The sequence below is a fragment of the Treponema sp. R6D11 genome, assembly GCF_054786075.1.
Map to the genome: position 1 here is coordinate 1 of NZ_BDHD01000415.1, position 1,103 is coordinate 1,103.

At 39.9% G+C, this 1,103-nt stretch carries 2 protein-coding genes; both read left to right on the top strand.

Annotated features, from left to right (window positions below; genetic code table 11):
- Window positions 1-38: 38 nt before the first annotated feature.
- Complete coding sequence (locus tag ACYVTD_RS13615; protein WP_461248273.1) at window positions 39-275, top strand: DUF433 domain-containing protein; 237 nt, start codon at window positions 39-41, stop codon at window positions 273-275.
- A 182-nt stretch (window positions 276-457) separates the two neighbouring features.
- The coding region (locus tag ACYVTD_RS13620; protein WP_461248274.1) for an Rpn family recombination-promoting nuclease/putative transposase at window positions 458-1,103 on the top strand (646 nt) is incomplete at its 3' end.

Below are 1,103 nucleotides of genomic sequence, written 5' to 3' on the forward strand. Positions count from 1 at the left end.
ATTGGAGATAAGGATAATTTTGAATCAGGAAAAAAATTATGGGAAATGAAGAAATTGTAAATTATATTGAAATTGATCAAGACGTGCGTTTTGGGAAACCTTGCATAAAAGGTACAAGAATAACCGTCGGGGATATTTTACAATGGTTGTCGGAAGGGATACCAATTTCTGAAATAATTGATGATTATCCACCGCTAAAAGAAATCCATATAAAAGCCGCGCTTGCTTTTGCCGCAAGACGTGAAGAAATTGTCAGGGTATTAACAACCGTCTGAATTTTTGCCGCCCTACAGGCGGCTGTAACAAAGGGACAAATATTTTATGCTTGCGCTTAAGATATTGAAAAGTAAAAAAAAATCAAAATTCTTCCCGCTAAAGGCAAGCAAAATACATCTGCAAACAATATATAGGTATAACTTTCTTTTGAAGGTTTTATCTTTTCTTTGCGAGGTATTTTATGGAAAATGTGAACAAGAAATACAAAAACAGCGTCTTCTCCTTCGTCTTCAGTAATCCCGACGTTTTAAGAGAACTCTACTGCGCACTTGAGGGGGTAACCCTAAGTCCCGACGTTCCAGTTGTCATCAACACGCTTGAGGACATTATTTTCATGGACATGATCAACGACATATCCTTTGAAATCGGCGGCAAGCTGGTCGTCCTTATCGAACACCAGTCAACCATAAATCCTAACATGGCTCTGCGTTTGCTAATGTACATAGGCAGGGTTTATGAAAAAATCATCGATGACGAAAAGATTTATTCGTCTACAAAAATCTCAATCCCAAAGCCGGAGTTCTTTGTACTTTACAACGGGGTAAAGCCGTTTCCCGACGAGGAAATTGTAAGGCTTTCAGAGTTGTTTAAAGATACGGAAAGCTTTGGGCTTTCAGAACAAGATCTTCCGGCGTTGGAGTTGGAAGTAAGAGTGCTGAACATAAACAAAGGAAAGAACGAGGGAATTGCGAAGAATTGCCGGACGCTTTACCAGTACAGCGCATTCATAGCGAAGGTGAGGGAGTATCAGGAAGAGGGATTACCGCTGAAAGAGGCGGTAAAAAAGACCGTGCAATATTGCCGCAAACATGATATATTGAAAGAGC

Bases quoted from the DNA above. Each gene is read 5' to 3' on its own strand.
- ACYVTD_RS13615 (WP_461248273.1), top strand. From the start codon at position 39: ATGGGAAATGAAGAAATTGTAAATTATATTGAAATTGATCAAGACGTG.